We start from the raw sequence: 2,555 nt of genomic DNA on the forward strand, positions 1-2,555 counted from the left end.
ATCCCTCGCCGACACGACCACCGGTACAACGGGGCGGACTTCGCGCTCCGCTACGGCCGCGGGACCCTCAACCGCCTTCCCCTCGGCCTCGACCGGCGTCTCCGCCGGAGCCTCCTCAAGGATCACGTGGGCGTTGGTGCCCGAGATCCCGAAGGACGAGACGCCCGCACGGCGGACGCGCTCCCCGGACGGCCACGGCTGAGCGTCGGTCAGCAGCTTGACCGCGCCCGACTCCCAGTCCACATGCGAGGACGGTGCGTCCACATGCAGGGTTGCGGGCAGCTGCTCATGTTGCAGCGCCTCCACCATCTTGATGACCCCGGCCACACCGGCAGCCATCGAGGAGTGGCCGATGTTCGACTTGATGGAGCCCAGCCACAGCGGCCTTTCGGCGTCCCGGTCTTGGCCGTACGTCGCCAGCAACGCCTGCGCCTCGATGGGGTCGCCGAGACGGGTGCCCGTGCCGTGACCCTCCACCGCGTCGACTTCGTCAGGGCGCAGCCCCGCCGCCGACAGCGCCGTACGAATGACGCGCTCCTGTGACGGACCGCTCGGCGCGGTCAGGCCGTTGGACGCGCCGTCCTGGTTCACCGCGCTGCCCCGGATCACGGCCAGCACCCGGTGGCCGCGACGTCGGGCGTCCGACAGGCGCTCCATCACGACCAGGCCGACACCGTCGGAGAAACCGGTCCCGTCTGCGCCCTCCGCGTACGACTTGCAGCGGCCGTCCGCGGCCAGGCCGCGCTGCCGGGAGAACTCGACGAGGAGGAACGGCCCGGACAGTACGGTCACACCGCCGGCCAGGGCCAGCGAGCACTCGCCGGAGCGCAGTGCCTGCGCGGCCAGGTGCATCGCCACGAGGGACGACGAGCACGCGGTGTCGACCGACACCGCCGGGCCTTCCAGGCCCAGGCTGTACGCCACCCGGCCGGAGACCACGCTGGATGTTCCGCCGGTCAGCCGGAAGCCCTCAAGGTCGGACCGGCCGCCGCTGGCGGTCTCCGATCCCGGGTAGTCGTTGAGGCCGACGCCGCAGAACACGCCTGTGTCGCTGCCCCGCAGTGAACCCGGGTCGATCCCCGCGTCCTCCAACGCCTCCCACGCGCCCTCCAACAGCAACCGCTGCTGCGGGTCCATCGCCAACGCCTCACGCGGGCTGATCCCGAAGAAGCCCGCGTCGAAGTCGCCCACGCCGTCCGCGAATCCGCCGCGCTGCGCGTAGAAGGTGCCGGTCTTGTCCGGGTCCGGGTCGTAGAGCCGTTCCAGGTCCCAGCCGCGGTCATCGGGCATGCCCGTCATCGCGTCCCGGCCCGAGGCCACCAGATCCCACAACTGATCGGGCGACGACGCGCCACCCGGGTACCGGCAACTCATCCCCACGATCGCCAACGGCTCGGTGGCCTGGGCCATGAGCCGCCGGTTCTGCTGCCGAAGTCGCTCGGCCTCCTTGACCGACCGCCTCAGTGCCTCGACGAGTTCGTTCCGGTCGCCAGCCATGCTTGTTCCTCCAGGTTCGAACGCCTAGCGGGGATCAGCTGCAACGCTTGTGGTCAAACTGCGGTCTCTTCGGTCAGCCGGATCAGGGCCGCGGCGTCCATGTCGTCGATCGACGCGGCGCTGTCCTCCGTCGGAGAGCCGTTCTCCGAGGCGTTGTTCACCAGTTCAAGGAGCGCGTCGAGCAGCCCCGTCGCCCGTAGGCGGCCGATCGGAATCGATGTCAGTACTTCCCGGATCTCGTTCTCCTCCGACGAGCGGCTGCTGCTGCTCGGCGCGGCTCCGGGCATGGCGACCGGGATCATGTACCGGGTGACGGCGATCGCGGTGGGATGGTCGAAGACCAATGTGGTCGGCAGTTTGAGCCCGGTCGCCTGGCTCAGCCGGTTACGCAACTCCACGGCGGACAGTGAGTCGAAGCCCAGTTCCTTGAACGCCCGCCCCGGGTCCAGCGACGACGCCGACGCATGCCCAAGTACCGCCGCCACCTGAGCAGTTACGAGATCCAACGTCACCTGCTCCCAGTCCTCCGGCCCGACCTGGGCCAGCCGCGCCGCCAGCGAACCGCCCGCACTCGCCGCCCGGGTCTGCCGTGCCTGAACCCGTACGAGCCCGGCCAGCAAGGGCGGTGCCATTCCTTCCCTGGCCTGCGCCCGGATGGAGGCCAGGTCCAGCTGGACCGGTGCGACCAGCGCGGCGTCCACCCGCTGGGCCGCGTCCAGCAGTTCGAGCCCCAACTCCGTTGCCAGCGGCTGTAGTCCGAGCCTGTTCAACCGGGTCAGGTCGGTGCTGCCGAGCTCGCCGGTCATCCCGGTCTCCACGGCCCACAGCCCCCATGCCAGCGAGACCGCCGCGCGACCCTGTGCCCGTCGCCGCGCCGCGAGAGCGTCCAACACGGCGTTGGCGGCCGCGTAGTTGCCCTGCCCGGGATTGCCGATGAGCGCGGCGACCGACGAGAACAGCACGAACGACCGCAGCTCCATGCCGGCCGTCAACTCGTCGAGCAGCAAGGCCGCGTCGACCTTGGGCCGCATCACCCGGTCGAGCTGGTCGGACGTCAT

The 2,555-nt window shown here is 70.4% G+C and carries 2 protein-coding genes; both read right to left on the reverse strand.

Translation table 11 applies throughout. The features are described 5' to 3' along the window. Positions 1 to 1,497: type I polyketide synthase (locus SPR02S_RS54630; protein WP_019065492.1), on the reverse strand; the 1,497-nt coding region annotated here is incomplete at its 3' end. 53 nt (positions 1,498 to 1,550) lie between these two features. Then, positions 1,551 to 2,555: beta-ketoacyl reductase (locus SPR02S_RS58745; RefSeq protein WP_019065493.1), on the reverse strand; the 1,005-nt coding region annotated here is incomplete at its 5' end.

It is taken from the genome of Streptomyces prunicolor NBRC 13075, from assembly GCF_000367365.1.
Lineage (GTDB): Bacteria > Actinomycetota > Actinomycetes > Streptomycetales > Streptomycetaceae > Streptomyces > Streptomyces prunicolor.